Below are 13,722 nucleotides of genomic sequence, written 5' to 3'. Positions count from 1 at the left end.
GGGGACAGGCCAGGGTCCCGAGGACCGATCGCATGTTAGCGCTAACACCCAGCGTGGCCCTCACGTCCGCACCCGGGCGGGGCCCGTGCTCGACCGGACCAGGAGAGCCGTCGGCACCGGCTCGGGGTGCAGGTCCTGACCGTTCATGCGCGCGAGGACCAACTGCACGCCCCGCCGTCCCAGCTCCGCGAAGTCCTGCCGCACGGTGGTCAGCGGCGGCGTGAAGTACGGCGCTTCGGGCAGGTCGTCGAACCCGACGACGCTGACGTCCTCGGGGATGCGCAGTCCGCACTGATGCAGGGCGGCGAGCAGACCGAGCGCCATCTGGTCGTTCGCGGTGAGGACCGCGGTGATGTCCTCGCCGCCGTGGATGCGCGCCGCCAGCGCCTTCCCGGCCAGGTAGCCCGACGAGGCGGTCCAGTCGCCGCGCAGCAGCTCCTCGGGGACGGGCGCACCGGCGGCCCGGAGCTCCGACCGCCACCCGTCGATCCGGCCGCGCGCCTCCTGCGAGTCGGCGGGTCCGGCGACGTGGTGCACGGTCCGGTGCCCCAGGCCGAGCAGGTGGCGGGTGGCCAGCCGGGCCCCGGTCTCCTGGTCGACACCGACGGCGGGGCGGTCCTCGCCGCCGCCGACCTGGACCGCGACCAGCGGGACCGGCGGGTCGAGGGCGCGGAGCGCCTCCGCGGCGTCGTCGTACGTGGAGAGCGCGACGATGCCGTCGACCCGCTGGGCGACGAAGGTGTCGATGGCGTCGCGCATCGCGGCGGCGGTCGCGTCGTCCAGGATCGAGACGCTCACCGAGTAGCCGGCCGCCCGGGCGGCGTTCTCCAGGCCGATCATGGTCTGCGCCGGCCCGTACTGGTCGATCTTCACCGTCACGAGCCCGAGCGTGCGGGTGGAGCCGGTGACCAGCGCCCGCGCCGCGATGTTGGGCCGGTAGCCCAGCTCGGCGATCGCCCGCTCCACCCGCTCCCGGGTCTGCGGAGCGACGTTGGGGTGCCCGTTGACGACCCGGGACACCGTCTGGTGCGACACCCCTGCGAGCGCGGCGACGTCGGACATCACCAGCGGCCGGGGCGCCCCCTCGGCCTCGACCGCTCCTCCGCGTCGCACCGGCTGCCCGAACGGCTCAGCGCTCAGCGAGAGGTCCCGGCACGGCGCTTGTTGTACACGTCGAAGGCGACGGCCAGCAGCAGCACGAGACCCTTCACGATCGACTGGATCTGCTGCTCGACGCCCATGAGCTGCATGCCGTTGCTCATGACGGCCATGATCAGACCGCCGACCATGGCGCCGACGACGGTGCCGACACCACCGGTGACGGCCGCACCACCGATGAAGGCGGCGGCGATGGCGTCGAGCTCGAACATGTTGCCCGCCGCGGGCTGGGCGCCGTTGGACCGCGAGGAGTAGATGATCCCGGCGATCGCGGACAGGAAGCCCATGTTCACGAAGATCCAGAAGTTGACGACCTTCACCTTGACGCCGGACAGCTGGGCCGCCGCCAGGTTGCCGCCGATGGCGTAGATCTGGCGGCCGAAGACGGTCCGCTTGGAGATGACGCCGTAGGCGATGATCAGCACCGCCAGGATGATCAGCACGATCGGCAGGCCGCGGGCGTGGGCCAGCTGCCAGGCGAAGTACATGACGACGGCGCCGACGACGAGCACCCGGCCGACGAACAGCGGGAACGACTCGACCGGCTGCTGGTACTTGATCCGGGCGACGCGGGTGCGGAAGCCGCTGACCGCGTACCCCGCGACGGCGACCGCGCCGATCAGCAGCGTGAAGGCGTCGTAGCCGTTGCCGCCGAGCAGCCCGTTGAGGAAGCCGCTGGCGACCTTGCTGTACTCCGAGGGGAACGGCGAGAGCGAGATGTTGCCCAGCACCTGCAGGGTGAGCCCGCGGAACAGCAGCATGCCGGCGAGGGTCACGATGAAGGCCGGGATCCCGACGTAGGCGACCCAGAACCCGTGCCATGCGCCGACGGCGAGGCCGACGGCGATCGCGGCGAGCATGCCGACCCACCACGGGTAGTCCCGCTGGATGACCAGCACCGCCGACACCGCACCGGTGAGCGCGACCACCGATCCGACGGACAGGTCGATGTGCCCGGCGATGATCACGAGGACCATGCCGATCGCCAGCACGAGGATGTAGGAGTACTGGAGGACGATGTTCGTGATGTTGCCGGGGCTCAGCGAGAGGCCCTCGGTGAGGATCGCGAACAGCGCCACGATCGCGACGAACGCGATGTAGATGCCGCTCTGGCGCAGGTTGCGCAGCAGCAGCTGGCGGAGGTCGCTGGTGCCGGTGGTCAGCGCAGCGGCGGGCGTGGCCTCGGGCTCCTTGGGAGTCGGGTCGGCCTGCGGGGTCGCGGTCGTGGCCATCAGACGGACTCCCTTTCCTTGGTCATGAGTTCCATGAGGTTCTCCTGCGTCGCCTGGGTCACCGGCATCTCGCCGGTGATGCGGCCGGCCGACAGCGTGTAGATGCGGTCGCAGATGCCGAGCAGCTCGGGCAGCTCGGAGGAGATGACGACGACGGCCTTACCGGCCGCCACGAGACGGTTGACGATGGTGTAGATCTCGTACTTGGCGCCGACGTCGATGCCGCGGGTGGGCTCGTCGAGGATCAGCACGTTCGGGTCGGTGAACAGCCACTTGGACAGCACGACCTTCTGCTGGTTGCCGCCCGAGAGCTTGCCGACGATCGACATCACGCTGGGCGCCTTGATGTTCATGCTGCGCCGGCTCTCCTCGGCGACCTTCGTCTCCTCGTTGCCGTTGACCCAGCCCCGGCGCGACAGCTTGCCGAGGGCGGCCGCGGAGACGTTGCGCCGGATGTCCTCGATGAGGTTGAGGCCGTAGCGCTTGCGGTCCTCCGTGGCGTAGGCGATGCCCCGGTCGATGGCCTCGGCCACCGAGCGGGCCCGCACCTCGTTGCCGTGCATGAAGATCCGGCCGGAGATGTCGCGGCCGTAGGAGCGGCCGAAGATGCTCATGGCGAGCTCCGTGCGCCCGGCACCCATGAGGCCGGCGATGCCGACGACCTCGCCGGCGCGGACGGTGAAGCTGGCGCCGTCGACGACCTTGCGGTCCTGCGTCGGGTGCCAGACAGTCCAGTCCTCGACGCGGAGGACCTCAGCGCCCGGGTCCGACGTCCGCTCGGGGTAGTAGCTCTCCAGGTCGCGGCCGACCATCCCGCGGATGATCCGCTCCTGGGTGACCTCGCCGGCGTCCAGGTTGAGCGTCTCGACCGTCTGCCCGTCGCGGATGACGGTCACGCGGTCGGCGATCGCGGTGATCTCGTTGAGCTTGTGCGAGATCATGATCGAGGTGATGCCGCGCTCCTTGAGGCGGCGCAGCAGGTTGAGCAGGTGCTCGGAGTCGGTGTCGTTGAGCGCGGCGGTGGGCTCGTCGAGGATCAGCAGGCGCACGTCCTTGGACAGCGCCTTCGCGATCTCCACCAGCTGCTGCTTGCCGACGCCGAGCTGACCGACCGGGGTGACGGCGTTCTCGTCGAGGCCGACCGACTGCAGCAGCTCGGTGGCCTCGGCGTTCGCCTTGTTCCAGTCGATGAGGCCGCCACGGCCGCGGCGCTCGTTGCCGAGGAAGATGTTCTCCGCGATCGACAGGTACGGGACCAGCGCGAGCTCCTGGTGGATGATCACGATCCCGACGTGCTCGCTGTCGCGGATGCCACCGAAGGACGCGGCCTGGCCGTCGAAGACGATCTCGCCGTCGTAGCTGCCTGCCGGGTAGACCCCGGACAGCACCTTCATGAGCGTGGACTTGCCGGCGCCGTTCTCACCGCAGATAGCGTGGATCTCGCCCCGGCGCACGGCCAGGGAGACGTTCTCGAGCGCCTTGACGCCCGGGAAGGTCTTGGTGATCGAGCGCATCTCCAGGATGTTGTCGTCCATGGACTCCGTCGTCCTTCGGCTCGTCTGCGCGTACAGGACAGGGCGGGTGCGCGCGGTGTTCAAGAGTGTGGGAGGTGCGGGGCCTGCGGGCTAGACGCCGGGCGGCCCGGGTGGTGCGGGGTGGTGCGGCCGGGCCCGGCAGCGAGATCGCCACCGGGCCCGGCCGGTCTGTGGTGCTCGAGGTCAGTCGGCCTGGCCGGCTTCGACCTCTTCGGCCGTCCAGTACTCGGTCTCGACCAGTTCCTTCTCGATGTCGTCGGCGAACACCGTGACGACGGGGAGCAGGTAGGCCGGGACGACCTTGACGCCGTTGTCGTAGGACTCGGTGTCGTTGGCCTCGGGCTCGTCGCCCTCGAGGAACGCCTGGGCGGCGATGACGGCCTGCTCGGCCAGCAGACGGGTGTCCTTGAAGATCGTGGAGCTCTGGACACCGTCGGCGATCAGCTTGACCGACGCGATCTCCGCGTCCTGACCGGTGACGACCGACATGGGCTGGGCCGCCGAGCCGTAGCCGGCGTTCTGCAGCGCGGTGATGATGCCGCGGGACAGACCGTCGTAGGGCGAGAGGACGCCGTCGACGCGGGTGCCGTCGTTGTAGCTGGAGGTGAGCAGGTCCTCCATGCGCTTCTGCGCCGTCTCCTGCTGCCAGCGGAGCGTCGCCGCCTGCTGGATGGTGGTCTGGCCGGACTTCACGACCAGGGTGCCGTCGTCGATCTTGGGCTGCAGGACCGACATGGCGCCGTCGAAGAAGAAGAAGGCGTTGTTGTCGTCCAGCGAACCGGCGAACAGCTCGATGTTGAACGGGCCGGTGGCGGTGCCGTCGGGGGCGTCCTCGTTGGCGATGCCGAGCCCGGTCAGCAGCGCGTTGCCCTGCGCCACGCCGACCTTGAAGTTGTCGAAGCTGACGTAGAAGTCGACGTTCTCGCTGTCGCGGATCAGCCGGTCGTAGGAGATGACCGGGATGCCGGCGTCAGCAGCGGCCTGCAGCTGGCTGCTGAGCGCGGTGCCGTCGATCGCGGCGATGATCAGGGCGTCGACGCCCTGGGTGATCATCTGGTCGACCTGCTGCGACTGCGTGGGGATGTCGTCGTTCGCGTACTGCAGCTCGACCTCGTACCCCTCGGCCTCGAGCTGCTCCTGGACGGACTCGCCGTCGGCGATCCAGCGCTCGGAGGTCTGGGTCGGCATCGAGACGCCGATCGACAGGTCCTCGTCCGAGCCGCTTCCGCCGCCGGAGCTGCTGCCGGCGCCTTCGCCACCACATGCCGCCAGCGTGAGCGCCAGGACGGCGCTCGCGGCGGTGAAGCCGAGCTTCCTGCTCACGTATTGATCTCCTCTTCGAGACAACTGCCACCACTCGACCCGGCGCAGGCCCGCGCGACGCGAGCGGAGTCAATGTGAGCGCTAACAACCAACGCCGTCAACCCCTCCTCGCTCTTTAGTTGTCACGGTCGCGTAACGCGCCGGTCATCTGGGCATGGGGAGAGGTTCACCGGACGGCTCCAGCCCTGCACGCGCCGGCCCCGGACGGCTCCCGGGACGACGCCGGCCGGTCAGCGCAGCGTGATCTGGCGCGAGATCAGGCCGGCGCGGGCCCGCCGCTCGTCGCTGGTGAGCGGCTCGGTGACGGTGAGCGCCTGCTCGAGCCGGGTCTGGAACTCCGTCGCCGGGCCGATCCACTCCTCGGCCGGCACGTCGGCGGGGAGGTCCCACACGGGGACGACGAGGCCGAGCGCGCGGAAGGCGCCGGCGTAGCGGGTCCCCTCACCGAGCAGGATCTGCTCCGACGCCGAGAGCCGGGCGAGCGCGTCGAGGAGCTCCTCCTCCGGCTCCGGGCGCACCCAGCGCAGGTGCGCGCGCTCGCTGCCCGGCCGCACCCAGTAGGCGGCCTCGAGCCCCGGCAGCCGGACGGTCGGCAGGACCGCCTCGTTCGCGTGCTCCAGGCCGTGCAGCGCCGCCTGGCTCGGTTCGGTGCCCTCCAGCCAGAAGGCGAAGTCGTCGTGCACCACGACCTCGAAGGGCGCGGACACGTCCAGGAGTTCCTGCAGGCGGGGACCCGCGGAACCGGCGGCACCGATCGGGCCCGGGTCGACGGGGGCCCCGGCCGGCGCCTCGAGGGCGGCGGCCAGGGCGGTGCCGATGTCCCGGCTGACGTCGTCGGAGGAGGTCTGCATCTGGACGCCGACCACGATCTCGCCGTTGGCCCGCACGAGGGCGGGCGTGCCGCCGGGCAGCACGCTCGCGAGGGTGACCTCCCGGCCGTCCGTCGTCCGGAGGGTGGCGGTGGCCGCCGGCACGAGCTCCCGCAGCGCCACCCAGTCGGGCTCGCCGGGCAGACCCTCGAAGGGCCGGCTCACCGGCGGGGCGTAACCCGAGCCGTGGCAGTGCTTGTAGCGACGCCCGGAGCCGCAGAAGCACGGGGCCTTCGGGTTGATGCCCTCCGGCGCGGTGGCAGCGGGGGCGGAGGAGCGCTTGCGGGAAGCCATGCGGTGCAGCGTAGGTGGGGTCCCTCGCGGCGGCACCGGTCGCCCGGTCGCGCTGTCGCAGGCGAGTTCTGCGTTCTCGTGGTCATCAGTCCCCCGATGGCCACGAGAACGCAGAAGTCGGCATCAGGACGGCCGCGCAGGCTCCCTAGGCTCGCTGCCGTGACCACCCCGCTCGATCTCGCCGATGCGTCCGTCGTCGCGGACCCGTACCCCTCGTTCGTCCGGGCCCGGCAGGCGGCGCCGGTCCAGTGGCACGAGGGGCTGGGCCTCTGGCTGGCCTTCACGCACGCCGAGTCCAACGCCGTCCTCCGCGACCGCCGGCTGGGCCGGATCTGGCAGGACAAGGAGCCCGGCGAGCGGTTCGCGAGCTTCAACCTGATCCACCGGAACGCGATCCTGGAGATGGAGCCGCCGGACCACACGCGACTGCGCCGGCTGATCAGCAACGGGAGTAGCCGATCCGGGGTGCGCGGCCTCAGCCTGTGCGGGTGACCGACGACTACGTGGGAGACCCCGCGGTGCAGGCGGAATGGGACCGGCGGTATGCCGACCGGCAGCAGCTGTGGAGCGGCCGACCCAACGGCGCTCTCGTGGCCGAGGTCGCCGGGATGACGCCCGGGCGGGTCCTCGACGTGGGCTGCGGCGAGGGCGCCGATGCCGTGTGGCTGGCGCGCAACGGGTGGGACGTCACGGCCCTCGAGGTCTCCGGCGTCGCGCTGGAGCGGGCCGCCGGGCACGCGCGCGACGCCGGCGTCGAGGTCCACTGGGTGCACGCCGGCCTGGCCGAGGCGGCGCTGCCGCCGCGGTCCTTCGACCTCGTGTCGGCGCAGTACCCGGCCCTGCTCCGCACCCCGGACGCCGCCGCGGAGCGCGCCCTCCTCGACGCGGTGGCGCCGGGCGGCGTCCTGCTGCTCGTGCACCACGCGGGGATGGAAGCCCAGGAGGCGCACGACGGGGACTTCGACCCGGCCGACTACGTCTGGCCCTCGATGGTGGCGGCCCTCCTCGACGACGCCTGGCAGGTGGAGGTGGACGAGCAGAGGCCGCGCGTCGCGCCCGAGGGCGGCGCCGGCGCGCACCACACCGACGACGTGGTGCTGCGCGTCCGCCGTCTGCGCTGAGCCCTCCGTGCAGGATGCGGGCATGGCCCCTGACCAGGTGCTCGACCGGCTGCGCGCCCTTGCCGACCCGTCGCGGCTGGACGGCATGGCGCGCTACGGCATCGGCGGCGGAACCGTCCTCGGCGTCACCGTCGCCGAGCTGCGGGCGCTGGCGAAGGAGCTCGGCCGCTCGCACGAGCTGGCGGCCGGGCTCTGGGCCTCCGGCGTCCACGAGGCCCGCATCCTGGCGAGCCTCGTCGAGGAGCCGGGGCAGGTCACCGCGGAGCAGCTGGACGGGTGGGCGGCCGGCTTCGCGTCCTGGGACCTGTGCGACCAGGTGTGCCAGAACCTCGTCCGGCACACGCCGTTCGGCGCACCGTTGGCGCTGGAGTGGAGCGGGCGGCCGGAGCCGGTCGTGAAGCGCGCCGGTTTCGCGGTGATGGCCGGCCTCGCCGTCGCGGACAAGGTGTCCGGCGACGACCGGTTCGAGCCGTTCCTGTGGGCGATCGCCGAGCGGGCGGACGACGAGCGGACCGTCGTCCGCAAGGGGGCGAGCTGGGCGCTGCGCCAGATCGGCAAGCGCAGTCCGGGCCTGCACGCGCGCGCCGTCGAGACCGCGCAGGAGCTGGTGTCCGGCGGTCCCGGCGCCCGCTGGGTCGGCCGGGACGCCCTGCGCGAGCTGGAGCGTCGCCCTCCCCGGTAGAACGTGAGCGCCGTCACTGGCAGGATCCGGCCATGCGCGGGCTCATGCAGGACACCCCCCTGACCGTCGACGCGATCTTCCGGCACGTCGAGCAGCACTACGGCGACGGCACGATCGTCACCAACAACCCCGGGGGCGTGACCCGGGCGACCTATGCGGAGTGGGCTCAGCGCACCCGCAAGCTCGGCGGTGTCCTCGACACCCTGGGCATCAGCAGCGACGGCCGGGTCGGCACGTTCGGCTGGAACAGCCAGCGCCACCTCGAGCTGTACTTCGCCGCGCCCTGCACCGGGCGCGTGCTGCACACCCTCAACGTGCGGCTCTTCCCGGAGCAGCTCACCTACATCGCCAACCACGCGGAGGACGAGGTCATCTTCGTCGACCGCACGGTCCTGCCCCTGCTGTGGTCGCTGATCGACACCATGAAGACGGTCAAGCAGGTCGTGGTCATGGACGACGGCGGCGACAACGAGATCCCCGACGACGCTCGAATCCTCGACTACGAGACGCTCCTGGCCGACGCCGAGCCGGTCGAGTTCCACGTCGAGGACGAGGGCCTGGCCGCCTCGATGTGCTACACGAGCGGCACCACCGGCAACCCGAAGGGCGTCGTCTACTCGCACCGCTCGACGTTCCTGCACACCATGGGCGTGATGGCTCCGAACGCCTTCGGGCTGGGCATCCGCGACGTCGCCATGCCGGTCGTCCCGATGTTCCACGCCAACGCCTGGGGCATCGCGCAGGCGGCTCCCGCGGCGGGGGCCTCGCTGGTCATGCCGGGCGCGCTGATGCAGCCGGAGGCGATCGCCAAGCTGATCATCGACGAGGGCGTCACGTTCACCGCCGGCGTCCCGACCATCTGGCAGGGCGTGCTCCCCCACCTGGCCGGCAAGCCGCACAAGCTCCGCGACATCGGCTGTGGCGGCTCCGCCGTCCCGAAGGCCCTGTCGGAGGCCTACCGCGAGCAGGTCGGCATCCCGATCCTGCAGGCGTGGGGCATGACCGAGACCCACCCGGTGGCGTCGTCGGGTGTGCTGCCCAACCGGTACGAGGACGCCGACGACGAGACGAAGGCGACCCAGCGGGCCCGCGCCGGCATCCCGTTCCTCGGCGTGGAGGCCCGCATCGTCGACGCCGACACCCTCGAGCCGCAGCCGTGGGACGACAAGGCCACCGGCGAGCTGCAGGTGCGCGGGCCGTGGTGCGCGCAGGACTACTACAACCCGGACGCCGGCACCGAGCTCACCACCGAGGACGGCTGGATGAAGACCGGGGACGTCGCGGCGATGGACGCCTACGGCTCGATCCGCATCGCCGACCGCACCAAGGACCTGATCAAGTCCGGCGGCGAGTGGATCAGCTCGGTGGACCTGGAGAACGCGATCATGAGCCACCCGGCGGTCAAGGAGGCCGCGGTCATCGGCATCCCGCACCCGAAGTGGGACGAGCGCCCGCTGGCCTGCGTCGTCGTCAAGGAGGGCGAGTCGGTCACGCAGGAGGAGATCCTCGAGCACCTCAAGCCACTGGTGGCGAAGTGGTGGATGCCGGAGGCCGTCGAGTTCATCGACGAGGTGCCCAAGACCAGCGTCGGCAAGTTCTCGAAGAAGGACCTGCGGACGAAGTTCGCCGAGTACGCGCTCCCGAGCTGACGGCCGACGTGGCCCCTACGGCCCCTGCTCCGGTCGGGAACCGACCCCTGGAGGGGCCGAAGTGGCCACTATGGCCCCTCGTTGTCGGACGGGCCCCTCGTTACCGGACGAAGGGGGGCTGGCCGGTCTCGCTCACCATCGGCTTGCCGGCCGCCTCCCACTCGCCCATGCCACCGGCGACGTTCACCGCGTCGAACCCGTTCTGGTTCAGCCAGGCGGCCACCCGCGCCGAGCGCCCGCCGCTGCGGCAGATGACGTAGAGGGGGTCGGCGTCGGGGAGCTCGTCGAGCCGCGGCGGCACGTCGCCCATCGGGATGTGCGTCGCGCTCTCCGCGTGGCCGTGCACCCACTCGTCGTCCTCGCGGACGTCGAGGATCACCGCGTCGTCGGGCAGTTCGCTCACGGAGACGGTCGGCACCTGCTGCGGCATCACGCGTTCCATCGTGGCACGGCACGGACCGGGCGACGGCACTGCCAGGATGGACTGCGATGACCATCACCCGCCGCCCGCCCCCATGACCACCACCCCTGCACCCGTTCGCGAACCGGCCTGGTCGCTGTCCCGGTCGGCGATCGGGCTCTGGGTCACCGAGAGCGTGATCAGCTCGGTGATCCTCGGCGTGCTCGCGGCCCTGGTGGCGATCTTCGTCCCGTCGGACTCCCCGGGCGTGCTACCCGAGCTGCGGTGGGCGGCCCCGGCCGCGGTCGTCCTCTACGCCGTCGTCGCCATCGGCGTCCGCCCCTGGTTCAAGCACCGGGTGTACCGCTGGGAGATCACCCAGGACGCCGTCTTCACCCGCACGGGCTGGCTGAGCCAGACCTGGACGCTGGTCCCCATCTCCCGCATCCAGACCGTCGACGTCACCCGGGGGGTGCTCCAGCAGATGTTCGGCCTGTCGACGGTCGCGGTGCTGACCGCCTCGTCCCAGGGCACCGTGCACATCTGGCACCTGGAGTCCGACGTCGCCCAGCAGGTGGCCGACGACCTCGCGCACCGGGCCGAGCAGGTCCGCGACCAGGCGACGTGACACCGCCTCCCACCACACCGCCGCCGACCACGCCGCCGCCCCGGCCGGTGGACACCGGACGGCGCACCTCGCCCCGGATCGTGCTGGTGCACACGGCGACCTTCCGCCAGGCCCGCCAGTTCGTGCCGGCCATGATCCCCCTTGTCGCCGCCACCGGACTGGGCGGCGGGACGACGACCGTGGTCGCCCTCGTCGTCGGCGTCACGCTGCTGTCCCTGGCCACCGCGGCCCTCTCCTGGTGGCGGTTCACCTACGCCGACGGACCGGCGTCGGTCGTCGTCACCCGTGGGTTGCTGTCCCGCTCGGTGCGCACGGTGCCCAACGACCGCATCCGGGGCGTCGAGGTGGAGGCGGGACCGCTGCACCGCGTCTTCGGGCTGGTCCGCGTCCGCATCGACGCCGCGGCCGGAGCCGCGGACAAGGACGAGGAGCTCGTCGTCGACGGCGTGAGCCGGGCCGAGGGCGACCGGCTGCGGGCCTCCGTCCTCACGCACCGCTCGACCGCCCCCCTCAGCGAGGACGCCGAGCCGGCGCCCGAGGAGCCGTTCGCCCGCTTCGACAACCGGTGGCTGCTCTACGCCCCGCTCGTGGGCAGCTACCTCGCGGTGCCGATGGCCGCGGTCGGCGCGCTGATGCGGCTGGCCCAGGAGCTGCCCGAACGGTTCCGGCCCGACCTCGACGGCGTGCACGTCTCCGGCGTCCAGGCGGTCGTCGTCGTGGTCGTGGTGGCGCTGGTCGTGCTCGTGGCCGGGTCGATCATCGGCGCCGCCGTCGTCAACTGGGGGTTCCGGCTGACCCGCCGGGGCGGGTCGCTGGTCGCCGCCCGCGGGCTGGTCACCCGGCGGCACACCGAGCTGGAGATCGACCGGATCCGCGGGTGGACGCTGTCGGAGGGCCTGGGCATGCGCTGGGTGCGGGCGGCGCGCGTGAACGCGCTGGTCACCGGTCTCGGGGACGCCACCCGCCGCGGGCAGCTGCTGCCGCTGGGTCCCCGCGACGAGGCGCGCTCGCTCGGCGTCCGCCTCGTCCCGGAGCCCGGTCCGCTCCGCCAGCACCCGCCGGCGGCGCGACGCCGCCGGATCGTGCGGGCGGTGTCGGCCGGCCTGCTGGTCACCGCCGCGGGTGCGGCCCTCACGCCGCTGCTGGGCTGGTGGTGGGTGCTCGTCCTCGGGCTGGTGCTCCTGGCCCTCGGTGTGCCGCTCGGGCTGGGCCGTTACGCCGCCCTCGGGCACGCGGCCGGCGCGGGCGCGTTCGCCGTGCGCAGCGGGTGGCTCGTCCGGGAGCAGGCCGTGCTGCAGCGGCGCGCGGTCGTCGGCTGGCAGGTGCAGCAGTCGCCGTTCCAGCGTCGTGCCGGACTGGCGAGCGTCACCGCCTGCGTCGGGGCCGGTCGCGGTGGCTACACCGCCGTCGACATGGCCGCCGACGACGTCGCGGCCTTCGCCGCGGCCGCCTCCGAGGCGTGGGCGGACGAGCTCAGGCCGGTCGCCGCGCCAACGGGGTGACCCGGTCGCCGCCGCGCACCAGGTCGTCGGCGAGTGCGGTGGCCGCCGCGGGGTGCTCGGCGGCGAGCAGGCCGATGGCGGCCAGCACGTAGCGGCGGTCCACGATCACCGCCTTCCCGCCCAGCACACTGCCCGCGCCTCCGGCATCCTCGGCGAGCCGGGCGAGGACCTGGTCGACGTCGGCCGGTGCGGCGTGCCGGAACACCCCGCCGGAGAGGACGACGAGCCGCGCGGAGCGGGCGCTCGCACCGCCGGGCCCGTAGGCCGCCTCGGCCCGCAGGTGCCGGCGCAGCGCGACGACCGCGGCGGCCTCCCCGAGGGCGAGCGGGTCCTCCCCCGGCGTCGGAAGTCCCTCCGCGGCGGCCGCCTCGCGCAGCGCGTCGACGCTCCACGAGACGCCCAGGTCGCCCTCCACGGTCCGGCGCCGGGCCGGGATCCCGACCGCCTCGCGGCCGAGCGTCGCCTGCTCGGCGTCGGGATCGGGCACGCAGTAGACGTCCGTGGTGGCGCCGCCGACGTCGAGCGCGACGACCGACACCTCGGCCGGGGCCAGGACCCGGGCCAGCACCGTCACGCCCTCAAGGGCGGCGTCCGGCGTCACGGCGCGCACCCAGGAACGGAGCCGGGGATCGGTGGACAGCCGGTCGCCCCCGATCACGTGCTCCAGGAACACCGCCCGGATGGCCGCCCGGGCGGACTCCGGGGAGAGCCGGCCGATGTCGGGCAGCACGTTGCCCGCCTCGTGCACCGGCAGCCCGCCGCCGCGCAGGACCGCGGCCACCTCGTCCCGCACCGCGGCGTTCCCCGCCAGCACGACCGGGACGGACCAGTCCGCACCCGCCAGGACGGCCGCGTTGGCCCGCAGCACCGAGGCCTCGCCGCCGTCGGTGCCGCCCACCAGCAGGACGACGTCCGGCGCGGCGGCGCGCAGGGCGGCCAGCCGCTCCGCGTCCAGCACCCCGGCGGTCACGTGCACCACCCGGGCGCCGGCGGACAGCGCCGCCCGGTGCCCGGCCTCGGCGCTGATCAGCTGCTCGTAGCCGACCACCGCCAGGCGGAGGCCCCCGCCCGCGCTGGAGCAGGCGACCACCGGGGCGTCGGGGAACCCTGCGGTCGCGGCCAGGACGCCGGTCACGACGTCGTCCAGCGTGGTCGGCGACTGGGCGGTGGCGAGCAGCCGACCGGTCGCCGGATCGACCAGCGCGGCCTTGGTGAACGTGGACCCGATGTCGACGCAGGCCAGCGTCGTCGGCTGGCTCGCGGTCACCCGGCGGACCCTATCCACCGTCGGCTCCGGCGGTGTGGCCCCCGGGGGCCACGGAACGGCCC

13 protein-coding genes are annotated in these 13,722 nt (G+C 72.7%); 6 read left to right on the top strand and 7 right to left on the bottom strand.

Annotation, left to right across the window (positions count from 1 at the left end; translation table 11 throughout):
* Positions 1-60: 60 nt before the first annotated feature.
* The 5 genes from CRP30_RS11650 to CRP30_RS11630 all read right to left on the bottom strand — a co-directional run bounded on the left by CRP30_RS11650 (position 61) and on the right by CRP30_RS11630 (position 6,411).
* Positions 61-1,113 (bottom strand): LacI family DNA-binding transcriptional regulator, encoded by a 1,053-nt coding sequence (locus tag CRP30_RS11650; RefSeq protein WP_235003346.1) that lies wholly within the window; start codon positions 1,111-1,113, stop codon positions 61-63.
* 23 nt (positions 1,114-1,136) lie between these two features.
* On the bottom strand, positions 1,137-2,390 hold the full coding sequence (gene mmsB, locus CRP30_RS11645) for a multiple monosaccharide ABC transporter permease (RefSeq protein WP_097184180.1): 1,254 nt from the start codon (positions 2,388-2,390) through the stop codon (positions 1,137-1,139).
* Complete coding sequence (gene mmsA, locus CRP30_RS11640) at positions 2,390-3,925, bottom strand: multiple monosaccharide ABC transporter ATP-binding protein (RefSeq protein WP_097184179.1); 1,536 nt, start codon at positions 3,923-3,925, stop codon at positions 2,390-2,392. Before mmsA ends, mmsB begins: the two co-directional genes overlap by 1 nt.
* Before the next feature lie 183 nt (positions 3,926-4,108).
* Positions 4,109-5,248 (bottom strand): multiple monosaccharide ABC transporter substrate-binding protein, encoded by a 1,140-nt coding sequence (gene chvE, locus CRP30_RS11635; protein WP_097184178.1) that lies wholly within the window; start codon positions 5,246-5,248, stop codon positions 4,109-4,111.
* 230 nt (positions 5,249-5,478) lie between these two features.
* Complete coding sequence (locus CRP30_RS11630) at positions 5,479-6,411, bottom strand: DUF5926 family protein (protein WP_097184177.1); 933 nt, start codon at positions 6,409-6,411, stop codon at positions 5,479-5,481.
* A 159-nt stretch (positions 6,412-6,570) separates the two neighbouring features.
* Here CRP30_RS11630 and CRP30_RS11625 point away from each other — a divergent pair, with 159 nt between their 5' ends.
* From CRP30_RS11625 to CRP30_RS11610, 4 genes are read left to right on the top strand one after another with little or no spacing between them, the layout of a single operon-like run.
* On the top strand, positions 6,571-6,903 hold the full coding sequence (locus tag CRP30_RS11625) for a cytochrome P450 family protein (protein WP_235003345.1): 333 nt from the start codon (positions 6,571-6,573) through the stop codon (positions 6,901-6,903).
* Positions 6,900-7,532, top strand: a complete 633-nt coding sequence (locus CRP30_RS11620) for a class I SAM-dependent methyltransferase (protein ID WP_235003344.1) — start codon at positions 6,900-6,902, stop codon at positions 7,530-7,532. The genes CRP30_RS11625 and CRP30_RS11620 overlap by 4 nt, the downstream gene beginning before the upstream one ends.
* Before the next feature lie 22 nt (positions 7,533-7,554).
* Entirely contained in the window at positions 7,555-8,214 is a 660-nt protein-coding gene (locus CRP30_RS11615) for a DNA alkylation repair protein (protein WP_097184175.1), read from the top strand.
* 32 nt (positions 8,215-8,246) lie between these two features.
* On the top strand, positions 8,247-9,863 hold the full coding sequence (locus CRP30_RS11610) for a long-chain fatty acid--CoA ligase (RefSeq protein ID WP_097184174.1): 1,617 nt from the start codon (positions 8,247-8,249) through the stop codon (positions 9,861-9,863).
* 100 nt (positions 9,864-9,963) lie between these two features.
* Here the strand turns inward: CRP30_RS11610 and CRP30_RS11605 are convergent, their stop codons facing one another.
* Positions 9,964-10,293 (bottom strand): rhodanese-like domain-containing protein, encoded by a 330-nt coding sequence (locus CRP30_RS11605; RefSeq protein ID WP_235003463.1) that lies wholly within the window; start codon positions 10,291-10,293, stop codon positions 9,964-9,966.
* An 85-nt stretch (positions 10,294-10,378) separates the two neighbouring features.
* On the opposite strand from CRP30_RS11605, the gene CRP30_RS11600 reads away from it, so the two are divergent.
* Complete coding sequence (locus tag CRP30_RS11600; protein WP_097184172.1) at positions 10,379-10,891, top strand: PH domain-containing protein; 513 nt, start codon at positions 10,379-10,381, stop codon at positions 10,889-10,891.
* On the top strand, positions 10,888-12,393 hold the full coding sequence (locus CRP30_RS11595) for a PH domain-containing protein (protein ID WP_235003343.1): 1,506 nt from the start codon (positions 10,888-10,890) through the stop codon (positions 12,391-12,393). Before CRP30_RS11600 ends, CRP30_RS11595 begins: the two co-directional genes overlap by 4 nt.
* Here CRP30_RS11595 and CRP30_RS11590 read toward each other — a convergent pair.
* Positions 12,365-13,660 carry a glutamate mutase L gene (locus CRP30_RS11590; RefSeq protein WP_200814709.1) on the bottom strand — a complete coding sequence of 432 codons (1,296 nt, stop codon included), beginning with the start codon at positions 13,658-13,660 and terminating at the stop codon, positions 12,365-12,367. The two genes, CRP30_RS11595 and CRP30_RS11590, sit on opposite strands and share 29 nt — an antisense overlap.
* Positions 13,661-13,722 lie beyond the last annotated feature (62 nt).

This window comes from Blastococcus haudaquaticus, from assembly GCF_900230285.1.
In the GTDB taxonomy this organism is placed as follows: domain Bacteria; phylum Actinomycetota; class Actinomycetes; order Mycobacteriales; family Geodermatophilaceae; genus Blastococcus_B; species Blastococcus_B haudaquaticus.
Note: the sequence above shows the minus strand (reverse complement) of the source record. Positions and strands in the feature narration are given on the sequence as shown.

Excerpts from the sequence above, each read along its gene's own strand:
- mmsB (WP_097184180.1), bottom strand. The coding sequence starts at position 2,390 with ATGGCCACGACCGCGACCCCGCAGGCCGACCCGACTCCCAAGGAGCCC.
- mmsA (WP_097184179.1), bottom strand. The coding sequence starts at position 3,925 with ATGGACGACAACATCCTGGAGATGCGCTCGATCACCAAGACCTTCCCG.
- CRP30_RS11630 (WP_097184177.1), bottom strand. The coding sequence starts at position 6,411 with ATGGCTTCCCGCAAGCGCTCCTCCGCCCCCGCTGCCACCGCGCCGGAG.
- CRP30_RS11615 (WP_097184175.1), top strand. The coding sequence starts at position 7,555 with ATGGCCCCTGACCAGGTGCTCGACCGGCTGCGCGCCCTTGCCGACCCG.
- CRP30_RS11610 (WP_097184174.1), top strand. The coding sequence starts at position 8,247 with ATGCGCGGGCTCATGCAGGACACCCCCCTGACCGTCGACGCGATCTTC.
- CRP30_RS11605 (WP_235003463.1), bottom strand. The coding sequence starts at position 10,293 with ATGCCGCAGCAGGTGCCGACCGTCTCCGTGAGCGAACTGCCCGACGAC.
- CRP30_RS11600 (WP_097184172.1), top strand. The coding sequence starts at position 10,379 with ATGACCACCACCCCTGCACCCGTTCGCGAACCGGCCTGGTCGCTGTCC.